This window comes from Nonomuraea sp. NPDC049269 (assembly GCF_043197155.1).
Classification (GTDB): Bacteria; Actinomycetota; Actinomycetes; order Streptosporangiales; family Streptosporangiaceae; genus Nonomuraea.
The window spans coordinates 303,340-321,866 of the sequence record NZ_JBICSO010000006.1; the positions used below are offsets into that span (position 1 = coordinate 303,340).

The following is an 18,527-nucleotide window of genomic DNA, read 5'->3' on the forward strand; positions in this document are numbered from 1 at the left end:
TCAGCGAAAGTCGCCGGCGTGGTCGGTGGCCCATTCGCGGAACGTACGTGCCGGCGCTCCGGTGATCTCTTCCACCGTGGAGGTGATCAATCCGGAGTGAGGTCGCGTTTCGGCGCTGGCCAGCAGGGCCTCTACCAGGGCAGGAGGCCGACCGTCCGCGAGCAGCTGCTTTCGCGCGGCTTCCAGGGGCACCTCCTCGAAGCGCAACGGGCGGCCGATCGCCTCCCCGATCGCGTGTACCTGCTGGGCCCTGCTCACCACCTGTGGACCGGTCAGCACGTACGTCGCACGCTCATGTCCCTCGTCGATCAGCACCCGTGCCGCCACCGCCGCGATGTCCCTCGGGTCGATCACCGCGGTGGCGGCGATGTCGGGACCCCGGACGACTCCCACGCTCCGGATCTGTTCGGCCCAGCCGCGCGCGTTGGAGGCGATCGTGTTCGACCGCAGGGTGGTCCACCGCAGGCCGGACTGCTCGATCAGGCGCTCCATATCGGCGTGGAGCTGGTTGATCGGGTCGGTCTGCCGTTCGGCCTCGTCATTCACGCCCGACGACGACAGGTAGACGACGCGGCGGGCATGGGCGGCGATCACGTCGAGGACGGCCGGGGCGCCTTCGGTGGTGAGGAAGGGCCAGATCAGGAACACCGTCTCGATCTCCGCCAGCGCGCGCTCCAGTGTGCCCGGCCTGGCCAGGTCTCCTTCGACTGCCTCGGCCCGTTCGGGGGGTCGCTGGGCGTCTCTCACCAGCGCGCGCACAGGGGTGCCGGTGGACACGAGCTGGGCAACAACCTGCCGACCGACATTGCCGGTCGCGCCGGTCACAAGGATCCTGTTCACGCCCAGGCCAGCCTGATCGTGTACGGAAATATTCCGATCTTTATCTGAGTCAGTCATCCAACTAACTATCGACAAGCGTCGCGCGGACCCGCTATGGTTCTTCTCAGTCAGCCAACTAACTGACTAACTTTCTGAGGAGCAATCATGATCGTTGTCACCGGCGCCACGGGTAACGTCGGGCGCGAGCTCGTCAACACGCTCGCCGCCGCAGGGGAACAGGTCACGGCAGTGTCCCGCCAGCCGGCCGAGTTCGCCGAGGGAGTACGGCACAGCCAGGGCGACCTGAACGACCCCGCGAGCCTCCGCCCCGCGCTGGACGGCGCCGACGCGCTCTTCCTGCTCGTCGCCGGAGACGACCCGCACGGGATCCTGAAGGAGGCCGCGAACGTCAAGCGGATCGTCCTGCTGTCCTCGCAGGGAGCGGGCACCCGTCCCGAGGTCTACCGGCACCCGGCCCTGTTCGAGCAGGTCGTACGCGAGTCGGGGCTGGACTTCACGATCCTGCGGCCGGGCGGCTTCGCCTCCAACGCCTATGCCTGGGCCGAATCCGTCCGTACCCGGCGTACCGCCGCCGCGCCCTTCGGGGACGTCGGGCTGCCGACCATCGACCCGGCCGACATCGCCGAGGTCGCGGCCGCGGTTCTGCGTGAGTCCGGGCACTCCGGGCGTACCTATGAACTGACCGGACCCGTGCTCGTCACCCCGCGCGAGCGGGCGGCGGCGATCGGCCGGGCACTCGGCGAGCCCGTGCGGTTCGTGGAGCAGACCCGCGATGAGGCGCGCGCGCAGATGCTCCAGGTGATGCCCGAGCCCGTCGTCGAGGGCACGCTGGCCATCCTCGGCGCGCCGACCGCGGGTGAGCAGGCCGTCAGCCCCGACGTCGAGCGCATCCTCGGGCGTGCGCCGCGCACCTTCGACGAGTGGGCCGCGCGCAACCTCCCCGCCTTCCGGTGAACCCGATCCTTGAGCGCTTCCTCGCCGAGCCTCAGGTGGCCACCCTGACCACCTTGCGTCCCGACGGCTCGCCTCATGTGGTCGCGGTGCGCTTCACCTGGGACGGCGAGGCGGGGCTGGCCCGGGTCCTGACCATCGGCACCACCAGAAAGGCCAGAAACCTCATCGCCGGGCCGGGCGGGCGCGTGGCGCTCTGCCAACCGGTGGGGTTCCGGTGGGTGACGCTCGAGGGCGTCGCCACCGTGCACGACGACACCAAGCGGGTGGCCGAGGGCGTACGTCATTACCTCGCGCGCTATGGGACGCCGCCCCCGAATCCGCCCGGTCGCGTGGTCATCGAGATCGCGGTCGACCGCATCACCCAGCTCAACCTTCGATAAGGAGTAGATCATGCCTGTTCAGCACGTTCTTGACTCGACCATGTACTACCGGGAGTCCGGCGCCGGGGCGCCGATCGTCTTCCTGCACGGCAACCCGACCTCGTCCTACCTGTGGCGTGATGTGATGCCGGGCGTGGGACCCGGACGGCTCCTGGCCCCCGACCTCATCGGCATGGGCGACTCGGGCAAACCGGATATCGCCTACACCTTCGCCGACCAGGCGCGCTACCTGGACGCCTGGTTCGACGCGCTGGACCTCCAGGACGTGGTGCTGGTGGGGCATGACTGGGGTGGCGCCCTGGCCTTCGACTGGGCCACGCGCCACCCGGATCGGGTGCGCGGCATCGCGTTCACCGAGACCATCGTCAAGCCGATGGCCTGGGAGGAGTTCCCGGAGGGCGGCCGTGAGCTGTTCCGGGCGATCAAGACCGAGGGGGTCGGCGAGGGCATGATCCTCGATGACAACGCCTTCATCGAGCAGGGCCTGCCGGGCACCACGGCCACCCCGATCTCCCAGGGGGACCTCGACGTCTACCGCAAGCCGTATCCGACGCGCGAAAGCAGGCTGCCGCTCCTGCAGTGGCCGCGCGCCATGCCGCTGGGCGGCGAGCCCGCCGACGTCGTGGCCAGGATCGAGGCGTACGACCGGTGGCTGGCGGCCAGTGCGGACGTGCCCAAGCTGCTGCTCACGTTCGCCCCCGGTCCGGGGGCGATGATGCACGAAGGCCTCGTAGCGTGGTGCGCGGCCAACATGGCCGGCCTGGAGATCGAACACTCCGAGGCCGTCGCCGGGCACCACACACCAGAGGACCACCCCGTCGCGATCGCCACGGCCATCTCGGCGTGGGCGGACAGACACCACCTTCGTTGACGTCAGTCAGGCAGGAGTGCGGCGGCCAGAAGGTAGAACGCGAGCAACGAGGCGACGGACAGGACGAGCGTTGGCCGGGCGATTCGGGTCCCGGCCAACCAGGCCGCAGCCGGATACGAGATCACGCCGCTGAAAAAGATGAGAAGGACGGAGTCGCCGAACGAGGTACGCAACCGCGCTTCGGCGAACTGCCAGATCGCCATCAGGAGGAGCGCGGCCAGAGCGGCGGCGGGCAAGGACGGTCGTACGCGCAGGAGGTACAGCAACGGCCAGGCCAGGACGATCACGACCCAGCGCCCGACCTCCCACGCGTGCACGAGCAGGCCGAGACACCCGGTGTACTCCCCGCAATACGGGGAGTCAGGGAAGAGCGTGATCGTCAGCACGGTCCCCGCGATGAGACCGACAGTGAGGATGATCCCCACCGCCCAGGCCAAGACCATCTGCCTACCAGGTCTCTCACCTGGCAGGGATAAATCCGGTAGTGATTCGATCATCTGCGAATGGTGACACGCGGGGCGCCACCTGGCCACACCAGGGCTTCCGCAGCAGAACGAGTTGGGAACCCGTCTAGCCTGGATCGGGCGCGCGGTCACGCGGTGGGGCCGCGTTCGGCGAATGAGGGAGACGATGTCGGCGACGCGACTGCTGGTCCTGGGCGTGGTACGGCGGCTCAGCCAGGCACACGGCTATCTCGTCGGCGCCGAACTGGAGTCGTGGGAGGCCGGGCAGTGGGCAGGGCTCAGGTCGGGATCGATCTACCACGCCCTCCGCCAACTGGCCAAGGACGGACTGCTGGACGCCACCGAGGTGCACGAATGGCCGGGCCGTGTCGACTACGCCATCAACGACAAGGGTGAGTCGGAGTTCCTGCGGCTGCTTCGGACCGCTTTGAGCGTGCCCGACCGGCGTCCGGAGATGTTCGACGCGGCCATCGCGCTGCTGCCGGCGCTGCCGAAAGAGGAAGCGATCGCGCTGCTCAAGGAGCGGTTGCGCGCCATGGAAGACGAGCGGGCGCGGATCGAGGCCGTGATGCGCGAGAGTCCGAGGCCGGGACACCTGACGGAGCTGTTCGACCTGCGCGCGAAGCAGGCCGCGGGCGACGCGACATGGACTCGGGGGCTGATCGTCCGGCTCGAACGGGGTGAGGTGCCGGCCTGACCGGTCGCCCGCCGGTTTGACGGTGAGAGGGCGGGTGGGCCATAGTTCGATACCCAAATTTGGTTAACCAAATTTGGTTATCCCTCTGCGAAGGAGCCCGATGAGCCAGGAGCCGATCGACAGCCCGACCAAGTGGGTCGCCGGCCACGTCAAGAAATACGTCGAGTCCGGGGGCGCCCGTGGCCACCTCTTTCATGGCGCGCCGACCCTGCTGATCACCACGACCGGCCGCCGCTCGGGACTCCCCCGCCGTACCGCGCTCATCTACGGCCGCGACGGCGAGCACTACCTCGTGGTCGCCTCCAACGGCGGCGCCGCCGACCATCCGCTCTGGTTCCACAACCTGCTCGCGGAACCGCGGGTCCGGGTGCAGGTCGGCGCCGACGTGTTCGACGCGGTGGCCCGCCCGGCGACCGCCGACGAGCGACCCCGCCTGTGGGAGACCATGACCGGAGTATGGCCGCAGTACGCGGGCTATCAGCGGAAGGCGCCGAGGGAGATCCCGGTCGTGGTCATCGAGTCCAGCCCGTGACGATCTTCACCAAGCGGCGCGTGGCGGATCACCCTCACCCGGGTGCTCCTTCACCGTGATGGGCACCGAGGTGGTCGAGCCATCGTTGAGATCCACTCGAAAGGCTCGCCATTGGTGGACGTACATCAGGTATCGGCCGGTTCCGTCGAGGCTGAAATGGAGGCTCAGCGACGCGTCGGAGGGCAGCGTCAATCGCGCGAGGACCCGCGGCTCCTGCCGGCCGTCGACCGGCACTCGCTCGATGGTGTGCGCGGCCGAGTAGATCAAGGCGCTGCCATCGGGTGTGTACGCCACGGAGTCCAGCAGTGGCAGGCCTTCCTTTTGCTTGACGAAACTGGTGGCGGCCATCAGGTCGGATTCCGGCCTGGCGAGGTCGAGGATGCCGATGATCTTCATACCGCCCACCCAGGCGAGCCGTCGGCCATCCGGCGCCCAGGCCAGGCCGCCCACCATTGACTGCGCGCGAGCGCTCCAGTCGCGGCGCCGCCCGGTGGCGAGATCGAGGATGGAGATCTTGGCCCCACCGCCGATGAGCGCAGTGGCATAGGCCAGCCTGGTGGCGTCCGCGCTCAGGGCGGCAGCGTCGATCGCGACCGCGTCCTCGATCTCAAGCTTCGGAACGGGTATCGGATCGCCCGGTTGCCCATCATCGGCAAGGCGGACGCGGAAGAACCGGAAGGGCTCGTCGTCCTCCCCGGTCCAGCCGGCCAGCACGAACGTCCGGTTGTCCGGTGCGGCGGCCACGACGTGCCAGGAGGAACGCACTCCCTGCGGAAGCGGGATGGTCGCCACGAATGCTCCGGTGGTGGCGTCGTGTACGGCGGGCCGTACCGGAGTCATGATCGCCGTCTTGGACCTGTCCGGGAAGTACGCGAGCGGGGTTCTCGCGGTGACGAAGAGGCGCGGTGAACCGGTCGCGGGCAGGGGCGCAGCGGTCGCCATGGGGGCGGCCAGGGAGGTCGCCATCGGACGCGGCGACGGAAGGGCCGCGGTGAGCGATGGCGGCGCGATCGGACCTGAGGGCATGGAAGGGGAGGGCCCCGACAGTGAGGGTACGGCTGTCGTCTCGCCCTTGAGCGAGACCCGATCGGCGGCCGGATCTCCGCAGGCGCCGACCAGTGCGAGCACGAGCAGGGCCGTCATGGTGACGCGCGGGCGTAAGTGCATGAAGTGATCTTCTTACCATTTGCCGAGGCCACGCCAGAGGTCAGGTCGGTCGCCGGCGCGCCTGGTTCTTCTCGTGGATGACCGCGTGGGCGTCCGCGACGGGGCCCAGGTGCCCGAGCTTGTCGGGGTTGATCACCGAGCGGATGGTCTGGACGCGTCCATCGATGATGTCGAGCGTCCAGGCGTTGACCACCCTGCCATCGCGGTCGCGAACGATCGCGCCCGGCTGGCCGTTCACCTCGTGTGCCTCCAGCACGGCACCGATCCGGGTGAGCGGAGGGATGTTGGCGGCCAGTACGCGGGCCACCCTCTCGACGCCGTAGACGGGGATCGTACCCCCGACCTTGCCGCCGCCGTCACTGACCAGTTGAGCGTCGGCGGCGAGGAGCTCGCGCAGCCCGTCGACGTCCCCTTCCTTGAGCGCGTCGAGGAACCGCCCGGCGAGTTCCTCGCGTTTCCCGCGGTCGGTCTCGAACCGGGGCCGGTCATCCCGCATGTGGCGGCGTGCCCGTGACGCGAGCTGGCGGCAGGCCGCCTCCGAACGCCCCACCGCCGACGCGACCTCGGGAAAGCCGAAGTCGAACACCTCTCGGAGCACGAAGACGGCGCGTTCGAGCGGGCTGAGTCGCTCCAGCAGCAGGAGTGCCGCCATCGACAGCGACTCGGTCAGCTCCGCGGCGCGTTCCGGGTCCTGGTAGGGGTCGGCGAGCAGCGGTTCGGGGAACCACGGCCCGATGTACTCCTCCCGGCGAACCCGGGCGGAGCGCAGCACGTCGATCGAGATCCTGGTGACCGTCGTCGAGAGGAAGGGCCTGGTGGATCGCGGTTGCGTCGAGGCCGTCGCGTAACGCAGCCAGGTCTCCTGGACGGCGTCCTCGGCCTCGGTCACGCTGCCCAGGATCCGGTAGGAGATCGAGAACAGCAGCGGCCGCAGTGCCTCGAATTCCTGCTCTCGCGTCATCCCCACCCGTCCTTGAAGCCCCGGCGGCACGAGGGTAGCGCAGCCGCACCGTGTCACAACCGAACGGGGCACCTCGTCATAGAGAGCATGACAAACGCGGAACAGACCTCGGTGCTGATCACCGGAGGCAACAAGGGACTCGGCTTCGAGGCGGCGCGGCGGCTCGGGGAACAGGGTTGGACGATCTTTCTCGGCTCGCGCGACGAAGGTCGAGGCCGGGCGGCTGCCGACAAATTGGCCGACGGCGGCGCGAACGTGGTCATGGTCCCGCTGGACGTGACCTCGGACGAGTCCGTGAGCGAGGCCGTACGGCTCGTCCGGAAGCACACAGACCGGCTGGATGTGTTGATCAACAACGCCGGCGCGCCAGGAAAGGCCGTCGCGCCGGCAGAGGCGACGGTCGATGACATTCATTCCGTCTACGACACCAACGTGTACGGACCGATCAGGGTCACGCACGCGTTCCTCCCCTTGCTGCAGGCGGCGGACAATCCGCGGGTGGTGATGGTGTCCAGCGCGGTCGGCACCTTCGCGGTCGTGACCGATCCGGAGCAGCCGGCCTCGAAAATGCACGAACTCGCCTACAGCTCATCGAAAGCGGCGCTGAACATGATCACCGTTCGGTACGCCCAGGCGCTCCCGAAGATCAAATTCAATCTCGTCACTCCCGGAGAAGTCGCCAACCGCACCTTCGCCGCCACCGACATGAACCATCACACCGGCCAGCTGACGGTCACCGAGGGCACCGACCCGATCGTCAAACTCGCGATGATCGACGCCGACGGGCCGAGCGGGATCTTCCTCGATCGCCTTGGCCCCATTGCGTGGTGATCGGCTGAGCAGGAGGCCGTCAGCCAAGAGCGTCGAGCAGTTCGCGCTCGCGCTCGGCGCTCAGCCCGGCGCGTCTTGGCCGGTCGAGACCCTGCTCTCGTTCCCAGAGCAGGGTGTCGGCCAGCAGCTCCGCCCGCGGCCGATGACGCAGCCCCGCCGCGCGCGCCGCAGCGCCGCTCCGGGCCGACCACCCTTCCCAACCCGGCTCGACCAACCACATCGGCAGTGACTCGGCCCCCATGTACTCGGCCACACCGTTCGCGAGCAGCCATGCCGAGTCGGCGGTGACCATCGAACCGGTGTGCCCACCGATGCCCCGGGACAGCTCGATCCACTCCCCGAACGACACGACCGGACCGACGGCGTCGTACGTGCCGATGGTCCCCGCCTCCGCGGCGTCGAGCAGCCAGGCGGCGAGGTCCCGGACGTCGACCGCCTGCGTCGGCCTGGCCGGCACGTCGGGAACCAGCATCGGCCCGTGCGGATCGCGTGCGGCACGGGCCACCCAGTAACCGGAGCGTCCGCTGTGATCGCCCGGGCCGCCGATGAGACCCGCGCGTGCGATGAGGAGCCGGTCGCCCACGACGGCCGCCGACGCCTGCTCGCAGGCGACCTTCGCCTCGCCGTACGTCTCCCGGTCGACCTCGCTCCGGTCGGTCGGAGCCAGCAGGGCCGTGGACTCGTCCGCGTCCAGCACGGCATGAGAGGCGTAGGCGCTGACGGAGGAGACATAAGCCCAGTGCCTGGCCCTGCCGCCCAGTGCGTCAAGCGCCTCCCGGACGAATCCCGGCTGCCAGGACACCTCTATGACCGCATCCCATTCGCGGTCGAGCAGCGGTCCGTACGCCGAAGGATCGCGCCGGTCGGCGGCCACCAGCGTCGCTCCGTCCGCGACTTCCCCGCTTTCGCCGCGAGCCAGGCACGTCACCCGATGGCCACGCTCGATCGCCTGCCGCGACAGCTCCCTGCCCACCCAAGCCGTTCCGCCCAGAACCAATATCTCCATCCCGACACCCAAGCACCACGAACACCGATCGCCCAGACGGGTTCACCGACAGCGGACCCGGTTCACTGACAGCGGACCGGAGCACTCGTCAATAAGATCGTTGCTGTTTGTGATGATCTGGCGATCGGGAGCCTCGATGACCGACCCCGGCGGCTTCGGCCCCCTGACGATGGACGAGTGCGAGGCGATCGGCCCCTACCGGATCGTGGGCCGGATGGGCGCCGGGGGCATGGGGGTGGTCTACGCGGGGATCGCGGACGACGGCGCCCAGGTCGCGGTCAAGGTCATCCATCCGGGGTTAGCCGCCGATCCGCAGTTCCGCGACCGCTTCGTCCGGGAGGTCGATCTCCTGTCCAGGGTACGCGGGCGCTGCACGGTCTCGGTGCTGGCCTCCGACACCTCCGCGATGCCTCCCTGGCTGGCCACCGAGTTCGTCCCCGGCCCGACGCTCAGCACGTACGTACGGGACAACGCGCCGCTGGGGGCGGACGAGCTGCTCTCGTTCGGCGTGGACATCGCCGAGGCGCTCACCGACATCCACCGGGCCGGCATCGTGCACCGCGACCTCAAGCCCGGGAACGTGATCCTCTCCGCCTCCGGCGCGAAGGTCCTGGACTTCGGCATCGCCCGGGCCCTCGACGAGAGCGGGCTCACGGGCACCGGAGCGCTGATCGGGACGCCCGGCTGGATCAGTCCCGAGCAGTACCGGGGCGACCAGGCGGACGCCGCCGCCGACGTCTTCGCCTGGGGCGCGCTGATGGCGTACGCCTCGACGGGCCGCCCGCCGTTCGGCACCGGAGCCCCCGACGTCCTCGCCTACCGCGTCATGAGCGTCGATCCCGACCTGTCCGGGGTTCCCGCGAGGATCCGCGACCTCGTACGGAGCGCGCTCGCCAAGGATCGGGCGGCCCGGCCCGCCACGAGCGAGTTGCTCGCCCGCGTCACCGCGCTCAGGGCGGGCGCCACGATCCCCCTGCCGCCGCCCGACAAGCGCCTGGTGGTGCCGCTGTGGTCGGCCGCGGCCGTCATAGCGGCGGTCGTCGCCGTCGGCGCGGTCTTCGTGGCGAACTCGGCCGGAACGCCAGAGGCACTCCAGAGCCCGAGCGACTCTCCCTCGTCCACGCACACGGAAACCCAGACGAGCGAGGACCCGGACGAGGCGACAACGGAGAGCGATACCCCCGAGGCAACACCCAGCACCCCCGACGAAAGGCCGAGCACGAAGAAGACCCCAAAGGAGACGCCCACCACGAAGAAGGCGAGCGCGCGCCCGAGCCCGCGCCGCTCCGCCACCGGCGTGCCGTGCGCGTCCGAGGCCTCGATCCTTCGGCAGGCCGCGGCACTGAACCAGGGCGGCCTGCCGGAGGACGCGGTGGTCGCGCGCAAACGGTGCGTGGGCTACTGGGTCGCGGCCAAGCTCGACTCCCCGAGTGTCGGCGGCGTCGACCTGATCGCGAAGCGGAACGCGGACCGATTCGTCAACGCCGAGATCGGCAGCAACTTCTGCTCACTGGAGAACGGCTCGGCACTCCTCGCGAACGCACCGGCCAGCATCAGAACCTTCCTCTGCCCCAACGGCTTCAGCTGAGTGGCTGAGGCTGCCCAAGCGACCCCTGTTCACCCTCGCTGCTGGATCAGGTGATCACACTCCTCGGTGGCGTCTTCGTAGCTGCTCAGCAGGAACGTGTGGATCGTCGCCAGCTGCTCGCCGGAGAAGGTGGCCATCAATCGGCGGCTGCGGGCATCGAGCCCCTCGTAGAACGAAGCGATTCGTTCGAGCCCCGGGGCCGAAGCCTCGACGAGTACGCGGCGGCGGTCCCGCGGGTCAGGTTGGCGCCGGACGTAGCCCGCCTTCTCCAGGCGGTCGATCATGTGCGTGACCGCGCCGGTAGTCCGCCCGAGCTGCGAACTGAGCGCGCCGGCCGTGGAGGCTCCCGCGCGGTTGAGTGCGTGCAGGCAGAGCAGGTCGGTCTGGGCGATGCCGAGGTGCTGGGCGATCAGGTCGTTCAGACGTCCGAGGGCACCGGCGAGGTCCGTCATGGAGGCGACGATCCGGTCCGCGAGGTCGTCGTGCGGTTTGACGGGCATGCGGGACTCCATTTACCTTCGCGGATCAGATACTTAGCGATGCAGCTAGATTACGACGAGCTCCCGAGTTTCCGCAGTGCCTGCTCAGATGCCGAGCCCGGCTCGGCGGCGAACAGGTCCAGCCCGCAGCACGCTGGCTCGTCGGGCAGCGCGACGAGCTCGCCGTGCAGGGTCAGCTCGCCCACGACCGGGTGGTGCAGCACGTACACCCGGGACCGGACCTGCGCGACCGGGTGCTCCGCCCATATCCGGGCGAAGTCCGCACTCAGCTCCCGCAGGTGGTCGATGTGCGCCGCGAGTCCGGGGTCCCCGCGATAGCGCCCGAGCAGGACGCGTAGATGCGCCACGTGCTCGCGTGCCGCCCGCTCCCAGCCGGTACGGTGCAGCTCACGCAGATAGGGCTCGGTGAACAGCAGGTGCGAGAGCGTGCGGCGGCCCTCCGGCAGCCGGGGGAAGTCGCCGAACACCGCCACGGCGAGCTGGTTCCAGCCGACGATCTGGGTGTGCCGGCCGACCACCAGCGCCGGCGTCATCACGAACGACTCCAGCAGGTAGCGCAGGCCCACGGGCACACCCGACGAAGCCGCGGCCCCCGCGCACGCCTGGGGACGTCGTGCGATGCGATGCAGGTAAGCCAGTTCGTCCGTGTCCAGGCGCAGCGCCACGCCGATGGCGTCCAAGACCTCGTCGGAGACGCTGTCGCCCTTGCCCTGTTCCAGCCGCGTGTAGTGGGCGATGCTCACGCCCGCCAGCCGGGCCAGTTCCTCACGCCTCAGACCCGCGACCCGGCGCATTCCGCCGTAGTCGCGCAGCCCGACGTCCTCCGGGCGCAGGCGGGCACGGCGTGACTTGAGGAACCCGCTCAGCTCGGTCCTGTCGTCCACGCGCCAACCCTAGTGATCACGCCGTGAGTACGCAGAGCAGGGGCCTGTTCGGGCGACCGCGACGGCTCCACGCTGTCAGGCGAGCCACCCACGAACGGAGAAAAGCCATGCCCCTAACACTCGGACTCATCGGCAGCGGAATGATCGGTTCTTCCGTTGCCCGCCTGGCCGTCGCGGCCGGCCTCAAGGTTGTCCTCAGTAATTCGCGCGGCCCCGAGACGCTCGCCGATCTCGTCACCGACCTGGGCGAGCAGGCCCGAGCGGCCACCCCGGCGGAAGCGGCACGCGCCGGAGACCTGGTGGTGGCGGCCATCCCGCTGAACGCCTGCGGACACCTCCCCGCCGAAGCGCTGGCCGGCAAGACGGTGCTGGACACGGCGAACTACTACCCCGAGCGGGACGGCCACCTGGCCGAACTCGACACGGGCGAACTGACCTCCAGCGCTCTGCTGCAACGCCACCTCGCGGCCTCCCGGGTGGTCAAGGCGTTCAACAACATCACCCCGCACCAGCTGTTCTCCCTCGCCCGGCCCACGGGCGCGCCGGACCGCAGCGCCCTGCCCATCGCCGGCGACGACCCGGAGGCCAAGGCAGCGGCCACCCGGCTGCTGGACGTCCTCGGTTATGACGCGGTGGACATCGGCCCGCTCGCCGAAAGCTGGCGCAGCGAGCCGAACACTCCGGTATACGTCCAGCCCTATCTCGGCGAAATGCCCGCCATGAGCGTTGAGGCGTTCTTCGAGTGGACTCTCCAGACACCCGGCATCGTCGTTCCGGCGGCGCAGGTCGGCAAGCTCATCGAGACCGCGGTCCGCCGACCGGCAGGCGAGGCCAGGATCCCGAACGACGACTGAGCCTGGAACCCGGCCGGGTCACGCTTGCCGGCCGCGGGCGTCCCACCGGCCGCGACTCCCCAGCCAGAGCGCCGCGATGACGGACAGAAGGAGGACCGCGAGGACGACGTGGTAAGCCTGCGTACTCGACCGCGTATAGACGGCGGCGGTGACCTGGATCGGCAGCACGTACATCGCGGCGGCCATGATCCAGCGCGGGCTGCGGGCGACGGCCGTGGCCCACACCGCCACGAGCAGGAGACCGGCTTCCAGCCCCGCCCGCACGAGCGACCACAGCTCGCCGTACGGCCCGTCGAAAACGTAGGCGACGAGTACGGCGGCGGCCGGGATCGCGGGCCAGAACCACGAGCGTCGCCGGAGGCCGCGCGGCCGGCGGACGGCGAGGACGGCCGCACCGGCCGCCAGCAGCCCGTACGGGATCAAGGACACCCAGTTGCCGTAGGACGGGCCGAGCAGGCCGGAGCCCCACGCGGTCACGTCCCCGCCGAACAGCATGACGCGGCCCGTCGACACCGCGACGGCCACGGCGAGCAGCAGGGACACCCGTGCCCAGCCGCGCATCAGGGTCAGCATCAGCGCCGTGGAGACGGCGATCCACGCCGGGCCGGCGCGATCCATGAGGGCGTAGGTCAGGTTCGCCACGGCGATGACCGTGACGCCGAGGTGCACGCCATCGGCCCACCACGGCACGCGATCCGCGGCCGCCCCCCTCGCGCGCTCGGCCACACCCTCCCGGATCAGGACAACCGTCTCCCTGATGGAGGGAAGCCGGCGGGCCTCCATGAGCGCCCCCATGATGTCGGCGCCGTACTCCGCGCGATAGCCCTTGGGGTACGTCAGCAGGACGAGCTCATACCAGCGCTCCGCGAGCGAGCGGCTCATGCCTGCGCCGTCCTGGCCCAGGGCGCCGCGCGGTGGGTGACGACTCTGGCCGCCCGTTCCATCCGCGCCGCCTCCTCAGCCAGGGCCCGGTGGCCCTCCTCGGTGAGGCGGTAGTAGCGGCGGGGTCGTCCCTGTACGGTCTCCTCCCGGTCCACGGCGACAAGCTGGTTGCCCGACATGCGGTTGAGCGCGCCGTAGAGGGTGCCGACGGCGAGTCGCACCCTCCCGTCGGACAACTCCTTGGTCCGTTTGATGATCCCGTAGCCATGCAGGGGACCATCGAGCAGCGCGGCCAGCACGAAGTAGGCCGGCTCGCTCATCACAGGTGCGTCTTTGACCATACGCGGCACGATATATCGAGTGGCGAGCTATTGTCACCACCACCGAGTCCCGTGAAGACAAATCGGGCTTACGCCGAACTAGTCATGTCCGGAAACGTAAGCCGCAAAGGATCTGCCTGCATGCCAGCTCCCCCACAAGATTCGGCGCCGCCGATCGAGGTGACCGACGCCTGCCTGATAGAGCAGTCCTGGCGCCACCCCGAACGGTTCGGCGCCGTCTTCGACCGCTACTTCGACACCATCCACCGCTACGTCCACCTGCGCCTGGACGAGTCGGCCGCCGACGACATCGCGGCGGAAACATTTCTGCGCGCCTTCCGCTCCCGCAAGCGGTACGACACCGCCCGCCCCAGCGCCCGCGCGTGGCTCTACGGCATCGCCGCCAACCTGGTCGCCGACCACACCCGCGCCCAGGCCCGCTGGTACCGGGCCCTCACCAGGAGCGTGCCGCCCACGCACGTCGCCAGCCATGACGAGCGCGTCGTGCAGCGGGTCTCGGCGGCCGTCATGCAGCCCCAATTGGCCGCCGGCCTGGCACGGCTGTTGCCGGGTGACCGCGACGTACTGCTGCTGGTCGCCTGCGCGCAACTGAGCTACGAGGAGGTCGCCGAGGCCCTCGGCATCCCCACCGGAACGGTCGGCTCCCGGCTCAACCGCGCCCGCACCAAGCTCCGCGAAAACATCGGCCCCTACGAGGAAACGCTGCAATGAACCTCTTCGAAACGCTCAAGACGCACCACGACAACCTCCCCGCCCCCACCTCCCAGGCGAACGCGCGGGCCCGGACCCTGCTGGCCGAGGCGGTCGAGGCGGAGGCGGCGGCGTCCCTGCCCAGTGCACCGCGGCGGTCCAGGGCCGCCTTCAGGGGCGGCCTCGTGGTCGCTCTCGCCGCCGCGATGACCGCCGGTGTGATCGTCCTGCGACAGGACGACGCCTCGTACCCGCTCGGCACGCCGCCCGCGAGCGCCGCCGAGCTGCTTCGGAACGCGGCCGCGGCGTCGGCCCGGACCGACGAACCGCGCCAGGGCCAGTTCACGTACGTCCGCCGCATCGATTACCTCTACCGCTTTGGCATGAGCCGCGGCGGAAACGAGTGGGTAAACAGTCAGGAGGTCCGCCGCGAGGTCTGGATCCCCGCGGCCGATCCAGGTAAGGCGCTGGCGCGGTCCACGTTCGCCAAGCTCGTCCCGATCAGCGGAGACAGCGGACAAATGAGCCTGCCGGCTGAGGGAACGGTGGAATACCAGCGTGCCGGCCAATGCCCTTCGGGGGACGACGCACTACGTGTGCCCGCACAGGATCTCGGTGCTCTCCCCACCGACCCCGATGGGCTCCTGAGAAAAGTCCGCGCGGACGCGGAGGCGGCCGTCCACGGGGACGACCGAGCCACTGGGGCTACCCCGCCGAGCGACGACGAGATCAACCGCATGATCGAGCGGACCGTCGTCACGCGGCTCTTCCTGCTGGCGGACACCCCGCTGATCGATGCCGACACGCGCGCCACGGTGTTCAACGCCCTGTCCAGGATGCCGACCGCGACCGTGGTTCCCGGCCTCAGCGACCCGACCGGCCGGCGGGGCGTGGGCGCCTCGATCCGGTATCAGGGGCCCGACGGCTGGGAGCACGAGGAGCTGATCTTCGAGCCGAAGACGTACGCGTTCCTCGGCTGGCGGAGTTGGATAGAGGACAAGCAGGCGGACGGGACCATGAAGCAGATCATGACCAACGCCACGGCGGTGCTGGAGACCAAGGTCGTGGACTCCATGCCGGAGGTCCCGCAGGACGCGAAGAGGCCCACATCCTGCTGAGGCCGTCACTGACAGGGGCGGTCGATCGCCGGGTCCGCGAGCCGCGAGCCGACGTCGGGAAACGAGCCGTCACCGAACAGGACGCGCGCCGCCAGAGCACGACCGGCACGACCACGTAGCACGGTCACCGCCGCCTCCGCCGCGGCCGGGGATCGGATGCCGGCGAACACGCGGCGCAGCAACAGCCGTCCTCGGAACCGGATCCGCAACGCCTTCCCGTCGTACTGACGCAATATGCGCTGGTCACCAGTACGCAGGTACCTGGCGGCGAGCGCCGCGGCCAGTTCGGACATGCGTAAGCAGGGGTCCAGCCCGCCGGCCGTCAGCGGCGACACCGCGCCCGCCGCGTCGCCGACGAGCAGCCCGGCGGGGCACGCCAACCGTCGCAGCACACCGCCGACCGGGATCGGACCCCCTCGACGCTCGACCGGCCCGGTCGGCACCGCGCGGCCGGGCGCGTCCGCGGCGAAAGCGTCCAGCAGATGGCGGATGCCGGTGCGCATCGCGCCCGGATATCCCGCGACGCCGACATGCGCATGCCGGCCGTCGTCGATGACCCACCCCAGGTACCCCGGAGCGACCCGGGGATCCAGCACGCAGTGGAACACCGGGGTGGTCGTGCCCGACGCGACCGGATGGACGATCTCGGCACCGACCAGGAAGCGCCGGTTGACGTCGAGGCCGAGATCACGGGCCACGTGGGAGCGGGCGCCATCCGCGCCGACGATGAACCGGGCCCTCACCGGTTCCGCCCCCGAGAACCGCACCAAACCCATCGACGCGCCGACATACCGTACGCCCAAGAGGACCTGTGCCCCGGCCGACTCCGCCGCGCGGTGCGCGTGCTCGTAGACGGCCGCCATGTCCGCCACGCGATACTCGTCCCGGTCACTGGTGAGCCGGATCGGCGCCCGCCGCGACGGCGGATACAGCAGCACGTCCCGAATACCGGGCCCGAGCAGGTGGTCCGGCAACTCGAAGTCGTCGAGCGTGCGCCGCACGAAGATGCCCGTCGTCCGGATGCCCGTCGACAGCGACCTGCGGCGGTCGACGACCAGCACCTCCAGCTCCCGTTCGGCGAGCAGGCGGGCTGTGCGCAGGCCGGCCAGGCCCGCACCCACGACCAGTACATCCACGGTCCGCATACTCTCCGACGGTAGGAGCGGCACCCCACCCACGCGACCGTCTGCACGGTACCCGCCCGTTATCTCTACACCGTTGCCACACTCGGGACCGCCGGCCGCCTTCAGTCGCCGCCCACGATCGTGCTGGGCAGCCTCGGGCGTGCGTCCGTCCAGCCGGACGCGGTCACAGCGGTCCACGAGGTCAGCGTTCCCGTACGGTCATAGGAGCGTTCTTGTACGGCGAGCAGCCGGCCTGAGTACTCATCGATGATGATCTGCTGTGTCCCAGCGAATTCGATCCCGCTTCCGACCCGCCCCAGGGGATCAGCGATGGTCCCGATGTTCTTGACTCGCGAAAGACTCGCGAGCACGCGGTAGAGCGCGGCGCGCACTTGAGGAGTCGTCGGCAGTTGGGTGAGCAGGCTGGTGACCCCGGCGTACAGAAATTCCTCATCGGCCCGGTAACCACCTCGCCGAGCCCACTCCTGGAGGACTTCCCTGAGTCGCACCGGGTCCGCAGGCAAGGCCATGACCTCTTCTGTCGTGACGTGCACAGGTCCCACCTGGGGATACGAAACCTCGGCGGCATGCTGGTCGTCGATTCGCAAGGCGAACGGCGGTTGCGGCACCACACCACCGATGCCGGGAACGCCAGGCCCCTCACAGGCGCCGAGCCGGTAAGCACCCTGTTGGCGCCAGATCACCGCATCGGCCTCGGCGAACGGCCTGCCTGACTGAGCGGTGACCAGAAGCCAGCTCGGCTCCCGCTCCGACTTGGCCATCCACACTTCATGCGTGCAGGTCACCTGATATTCGATCAGCTTGGATGTCATGCCGGTGGGTGCGCGTCCTTCCTTTCCCGTCGCCATGCTCCGGCCGACAGAGTGCCAGTAGCGACCCGTCGTCGCGCTGGTGGTCTCGATCCGATCCGCGGCGGCAAGGAGGACGGTACGAGCGGATACCGGGTGAGACTCCAGGGGCTCAGTGCCCGTGCTCCGGACCAGCATGGCCGTCACGACCGTGACGGCCATCGCGACGGCGGCGAGGCGAATGACGGTTATGACGTTCGATCTCGGCCGTGCCGGCCGGCGAGCCGGTCTGCTCTCCGGCTCGTCGCCGGCCTTGATCAGCAGGTCATCGGCGGAAAGGCGCGATCCGCGATCCAAGGAGTCCGGACGAGCCATGGCGAGTAGGCGCATCGCGTCGGGCTTGCGGCTCATCGAAGTTTCCCTCCGGGGACGATCACGGGCTTCGGAGACGGGGCGGTGTCCGCGGTGTCGATGAACGCTTGCAGCCGACGGCGTGCGCGATGCAGCCGGACGAAGAAGGTGGCCTTCGTACAGCCCAGCACTTCGGCCGCTTCCGCGGCGGACAGGCCGTGCCAGGTGGTGAGGGTCAGAATCTCTTTGTCGTCTTCGGAAAGGGTGGCCAGCGCGCGAAGTATGGTGAGTCGTTCGGTGGCGTGTTCGCCCACGTCGGCGACGGCCTGCTCCATCCACGTACGCAGGTCGGCCGCCAAGGATTCACGACGGGCGAGCTGCCGGAAGTTGTCCCGCAGGATGTTCCGGGCGACGCGGAAGAGCCACTGGACCTGCGCTTCGTCGGGGATGTCGTCGAGTCGACGCCAGGCGACGAGGAAGGTCTCGCTGACCACTTCCTCCGCGAGTTGATGTCCGGCTCGACTCACCGCATAGCCGTACACCCGCGCTTGGTAGGTGTTGTAGAGCGTGGTGAAGCGCTCGTGGGGGTTGGGCAAGCCGGTTCCTTCGGTCGGGAGGCACGTTGTCCATGGAGCATGTGGTCCGAAGGAGGGCTTTCTTACATCTCAATTCCGATCGCGGGC

General features: G+C 69.4%; 22 protein-coding genes. 10 read left to right on the forward strand and 12 right to left on the reverse strand.

Annotation, left to right across the window (positions count from 1 at the left end; translation table 11 throughout):
• On the reverse strand, positions 1-840 hold the full coding sequence (locus ACGFNP_RS33270) for an NAD(P)H-binding protein (RefSeq protein WP_393325415.1): 840 nt from the start codon (positions 838-840) through the stop codon (positions 1-3).
• Positions 841-984: 144 nt separating this feature from the next.
• Here ACGFNP_RS33270 and ACGFNP_RS33275 point away from each other — a divergent pair, with 144 nt between their 5' ends.
• The 3 genes from ACGFNP_RS33275 to ACGFNP_RS33285 are packed head-to-tail and all read left to right on the forward strand — an operon-like array spanning position 985 to position 3,045.
• Positions 985-1,794, forward strand: coding sequence for an NAD(P)H-binding protein (locus ACGFNP_RS33275; RefSeq protein WP_358328124.1), 810 nt, complete (start codon positions 985-987; stop codon positions 1,792-1,794).
• Positions 1,791-2,174, forward strand: a complete 384-nt coding sequence (locus ACGFNP_RS33280; RefSeq protein ID WP_393325417.1) for a pyridoxamine 5'-phosphate oxidase family protein — start codon at positions 1,791-1,793, stop codon at positions 2,172-2,174. Before ACGFNP_RS33275 ends, ACGFNP_RS33280 begins: the two co-directional genes overlap by 4 nt.
• Before the next feature lie 10 nt (positions 2,175-2,184).
• A complete protein-coding gene (locus tag ACGFNP_RS33285) occupies positions 2,185-3,045 on the forward strand; it encodes a haloalkane dehalogenase (protein ID WP_393325419.1) in 861 nt (286 codons plus the stop codon).
• Positions 3,046-3,047: 2 nt separating this feature from the next.
• Here the strand turns inward: ACGFNP_RS33285 and ACGFNP_RS33290 are convergent, their stop codons facing one another.
• Complete coding sequence (locus ACGFNP_RS33290; RefSeq protein ID WP_393325421.1) at positions 3,048-3,488, reverse strand: hypothetical protein; 441 nt, start codon at positions 3,486-3,488, stop codon at positions 3,048-3,050.
• 187 nt (positions 3,489-3,675) lie between these two features.
• Here ACGFNP_RS33290 and ACGFNP_RS33295 point away from each other — a divergent pair, with 187 nt between their 5' ends.
• Together ACGFNP_RS33295 and ACGFNP_RS33300 are read left to right on the forward strand one after the other, a co-directional pair.
• Complete coding sequence (locus ACGFNP_RS33295; RefSeq protein WP_358328112.1) at positions 3,676-4,206, forward strand: PadR family transcriptional regulator; 531 nt, start codon at positions 3,676-3,678, stop codon at positions 4,204-4,206.
• A 100-nt stretch (positions 4,207-4,306) separates the two neighbouring features.
• A complete protein-coding gene (locus tag ACGFNP_RS33300; protein WP_358328110.1) occupies positions 4,307-4,738 on the forward strand; it encodes a nitroreductase family deazaflavin-dependent oxidoreductase in 432 nt (143 codons plus the stop codon).
• 6 nt (positions 4,739-4,744) lie between these two features.
• Here the strand turns inward: ACGFNP_RS33300 and ACGFNP_RS33305 are convergent, their stop codons facing one another.
• Positions 4,745-5,905, reverse strand: a complete 1,161-nt coding sequence (locus ACGFNP_RS33305; protein WP_393325424.1) for a WD40 repeat domain-containing protein — start codon at positions 5,903-5,905, stop codon at positions 4,745-4,747.
• Between the two features lie 40 nt (positions 5,906-5,945).
• Positions 5,946-6,866 carry an RNA polymerase sigma-70 factor gene (locus ACGFNP_RS33310; protein WP_393325426.1) on the reverse strand — a complete coding sequence of 307 codons (921 nt, stop codon included), beginning with the start codon at positions 6,864-6,866 and terminating at the stop codon, positions 5,946-5,948.
• A gap of 111 nt (positions 6,867-6,977) precedes the next feature.
• Here ACGFNP_RS33310 and ACGFNP_RS33315 point away from each other — a divergent pair, with 111 nt between their 5' ends.
• Positions 6,978-7,697 carry an SDR family NAD(P)-dependent oxidoreductase gene (locus ACGFNP_RS33315; protein ID WP_393325428.1) on the forward strand — a complete coding sequence of 240 codons (720 nt, stop codon included), beginning with the start codon at positions 6,978-6,980 and terminating at the stop codon, positions 7,695-7,697.
• A gap of 19 nt (positions 7,698-7,716) precedes the next feature.
• Here ACGFNP_RS33315 and ACGFNP_RS33320 read toward each other — a convergent pair whose 3' ends face one another.
• A complete protein-coding gene (locus tag ACGFNP_RS33320) occupies positions 7,717-8,703 on the reverse strand; it encodes an NAD-dependent epimerase/dehydratase family protein (protein ID WP_393325430.1) in 987 nt (328 codons plus the stop codon).
• Positions 8,704-8,839: 136 nt separating this feature from the next.
• Here ACGFNP_RS33320 and ACGFNP_RS33325 point away from each other — a divergent pair, with 136 nt between their 5' ends.
• Positions 8,840-10,291: a protein kinase gene (locus tag ACGFNP_RS33325; protein ID WP_393325432.1), complete on the forward strand. Its 1,452-nt coding sequence runs from the start codon at positions 8,840-8,842 to the stop codon at positions 10,289-10,291.
• 29 nt (positions 10,292-10,320) lie between these two features.
• On the opposite strand, the gene ACGFNP_RS33330 is transcribed toward ACGFNP_RS33325, so the two are convergent.
• Together ACGFNP_RS33330 and ACGFNP_RS33335 are read right to left on the reverse strand one after the other, a co-directional pair.
• A complete protein-coding gene (locus ACGFNP_RS33330; RefSeq protein WP_358328090.1) occupies positions 10,321-10,791 on the reverse strand; it encodes a MarR family transcriptional regulator in 471 nt (156 codons plus the stop codon).
• Positions 10,792-10,841: 50 nt separating this feature from the next.
• Positions 10,842-11,675 (reverse strand): helix-turn-helix domain-containing protein, encoded by an 834-nt coding sequence (locus ACGFNP_RS33335; RefSeq protein ID WP_393325435.1) that lies wholly within the window; start codon positions 11,673-11,675, stop codon positions 10,842-10,844.
• 23 nt (positions 11,676-11,698) lie between these two features.
• Between ACGFNP_RS33335 and ACGFNP_RS33340 the strand changes: the two genes are divergently transcribed.
• Complete coding sequence (locus ACGFNP_RS33340; protein ID WP_393325437.1) at positions 11,699-12,529, forward strand: NADPH-dependent F420 reductase; 831 nt, start codon at positions 11,699-11,701, stop codon at positions 12,527-12,529.
• Positions 12,530-12,547: 18 nt separating this feature from the next.
• Here ACGFNP_RS33340 and ACGFNP_RS33345 read toward each other — a convergent pair whose 3' ends face one another.
• Entirely contained in the window at positions 12,548-13,411 is an 864-nt protein-coding gene (locus tag ACGFNP_RS33345; protein WP_393325439.1) for a hypothetical protein, read from the reverse strand.
• Positions 13,408-13,752: a PadR family transcriptional regulator gene (locus tag ACGFNP_RS33350; protein ID WP_358328078.1), complete on the reverse strand. Its 345-nt coding sequence runs from the start codon at positions 13,750-13,752 to the stop codon at positions 13,408-13,410. The genes ACGFNP_RS33345 and ACGFNP_RS33350 overlap by 4 nt, the downstream gene beginning before the upstream one ends.
• 120 nt (positions 13,753-13,872) lie before the next feature.
• Between ACGFNP_RS33350 and ACGFNP_RS33355 the strand changes: the two genes are divergently transcribed.
• Both ACGFNP_RS33355 and ACGFNP_RS33360 read left to right on the forward strand, forming a co-directional pair.
• Positions 13,873-14,463, forward strand: a complete 591-nt coding sequence (locus tag ACGFNP_RS33355) for an RNA polymerase sigma factor (RefSeq protein WP_393325441.1) — start codon at positions 13,873-13,875, stop codon at positions 14,461-14,463.
• On the forward strand, positions 14,460-15,560 hold the full coding sequence (locus ACGFNP_RS33360; protein ID WP_358328072.1) for a CU044_5270 family protein: 1,101 nt from the start codon (positions 14,460-14,462) through the stop codon (positions 15,558-15,560). The genes ACGFNP_RS33355 and ACGFNP_RS33360 overlap by 4 nt, the downstream gene beginning before the upstream one ends.
• Before the next feature lie 5 nt (positions 15,561-15,565).
• On the opposite strand, the gene ACGFNP_RS33365 is transcribed toward ACGFNP_RS33360, so the two are convergent.
• The 3 genes from ACGFNP_RS33365 to ACGFNP_RS33375 form a co-directional block, all read right to left on the reverse strand.
• Complete coding sequence (locus ACGFNP_RS33365) at positions 15,566-16,705, reverse strand: NAD(P)/FAD-dependent oxidoreductase (RefSeq protein WP_393325443.1); 1,140 nt, start codon at positions 16,703-16,705, stop codon at positions 15,566-15,568.
• 101 nt (positions 16,706-16,806) lie between these two features.
• The gene (locus tag ACGFNP_RS33370; RefSeq protein ID WP_393325445.1) at positions 16,807-17,904 is read right to left on the reverse strand and encodes a CU044_5270 family protein; all 1,098 of its coding nucleotides are present in this window, start codon (positions 17,902-17,904) and stop codon (positions 16,807-16,809) included.
• Complete coding sequence (locus tag ACGFNP_RS33375; protein WP_358328063.1) at positions 17,901-18,440, reverse strand: RNA polymerase sigma factor; 540 nt, start codon at positions 18,438-18,440, stop codon at positions 17,901-17,903. Before ACGFNP_RS33375 ends, ACGFNP_RS33370 begins: the two co-directional genes overlap by 4 nt.
• Positions 18,441-18,527 lie beyond the last annotated feature (87 nt).

Coding starts and splice junctions, on each gene's coding strand:
- ACGFNP_RS33370 (WP_393325445.1), bottom strand. CDS start 17,904: ATGAGCCGCAAGCCCGACGCGATGCGCCTACTCGCCATGGCTCGTCCG.
- ACGFNP_RS33310 (WP_393325426.1), bottom strand. CDS start 6,866: ATGACGCGAGAGCAGGAATTCGAGGCACTGCGGCCGCTGCTGTTCTCG.
- ACGFNP_RS33290 (WP_393325421.1), bottom strand. CDS start 3,488: ATGGTCTTGGCCTGGGCGGTGGGGATCATCCTCACTGTCGGTCTCATC.
- ACGFNP_RS33295 (WP_358328112.1), top strand. CDS start 3,676: ATGTCGGCGACGCGACTGCTGGTCCTGGGCGTGGTACGGCGGCTCAGC.
- ACGFNP_RS33285 (WP_393325419.1), top strand. CDS start 2,185: ATGCCTGTTCAGCACGTTCTTGACTCGACCATGTACTACCGGGAGTCC.
- ACGFNP_RS33300 (WP_358328110.1), top strand. CDS start 4,307: ATGAGCCAGGAGCCGATCGACAGCCCGACCAAGTGGGTCGCCGGCCAC.
- ACGFNP_RS33360 (WP_358328072.1), top strand. CDS start 14,460: ATGAACCTCTTCGAAACGCTCAAGACGCACCACGACAACCTCCCCGCC.
- ACGFNP_RS33355 (WP_393325441.1), top strand. CDS start 13,873: ATGCCAGCTCCCCCACAAGATTCGGCGCCGCCGATCGAGGTGACCGAC.
- ACGFNP_RS33365 (WP_393325443.1), bottom strand. CDS start 16,705: ATGCGGACCGTGGATGTACTGGTCGTGGGTGCGGGCCTGGCCGGCCTG.
- ACGFNP_RS33330 (WP_358328090.1), bottom strand. CDS start 10,791: ATGCCCGTCAAACCGCACGACGACCTCGCGGACCGGATCGTCGCCTCC.
- ACGFNP_RS33305 (WP_393325424.1), bottom strand. CDS start 5,905: ATGCACTTACGCCCGCGCGTCACCATGACGGCCCTGCTCGTGCTCGCA.
- ACGFNP_RS33275 (WP_358328124.1), top strand. CDS start 985: ATGATCGTTGTCACCGGCGCCACGGGTAACGTCGGGCGCGAGCTCGTC.
- ACGFNP_RS33350 (WP_358328078.1), bottom strand. CDS start 13,752: ATGGTCAAAGACGCACCTGTGATGAGCGAGCCGGCCTACTTCGTGCTG.
- ACGFNP_RS33325 (WP_393325432.1), top strand. CDS start 8,840: ATGACCGACCCCGGCGGCTTCGGCCCCCTGACGATGGACGAGTGCGAG.
- ACGFNP_RS33320 (WP_393325430.1), bottom strand. CDS start 8,703: ATGGAGATATTGGTTCTGGGCGGAACGGCTTGGGTGGGCAGGGAGCTG.
- ACGFNP_RS33345 (WP_393325439.1), bottom strand. CDS start 13,411: ATGAGCCGCTCGCTCGCGGAGCGCTGGTATGAGCTCGTCCTGCTGACG.